This window comes from Streptomyces sp. DH12 (genome assembly GCF_020873895.1).
In the GTDB taxonomy this organism is placed as follows: domain Bacteria; phylum Actinomycetota; class Actinomycetes; order Streptomycetales; family Streptomycetaceae; genus Streptomyces.
On sequence record NZ_JAHWGT010001744.1, the window covers coordinates 1 to 380 of the forward strand.

Here is a 380-nt window from a genome sequence, read left to right on the forward strand (position 1 = left end):
CGGTGCGCTCCGCGTCGGGCGGCCGGGGCGGCTCGGACCGCTCGTGGCCGGTGCGGTCCTGGCTGGTGCCACGCGACGGAGTCGCATCGTGATGCTTCATCGCCGGGCCTCCATGGCCTGGGTCAGCGCGGCGATGCCGCGTGAGGTGTGCGTTTTGACGGAGCCGCGGGAGATGCCCATCGCGGCGGCGATCTCGGCCTCCTTCAGCCCGAGCCAGTGGCGCAGCACCAGCGCCTCCCGCTGCCGGGCGGGGAGCTGCTGCAGCGCGTCGATCATCACCCGCTGGTCCTCCCGCAGCAAGGCGGTGCTCTCGGCGGACGCCACGGTGGGCTCGGGCGGGGAGGCCGGCTGCTCCTCGTGCCGGCGGGCGACCTGGAGGT

Annotated in this window: 1 protein-coding gene; it reads right to left on the reverse strand. The window is 75.0% G+C overall.

Annotated features, from left to right (window positions below; all coding sequences use genetic code 11):
* Positions 1-96: 96 nt before the first annotated feature.
* On the reverse strand, positions 97-380 hold a 284-nt coding region (locus tag LPA54_RS42020; protein WP_228985586.1), incomplete at its 5' end, for a sigma-70 family RNA polymerase sigma factor.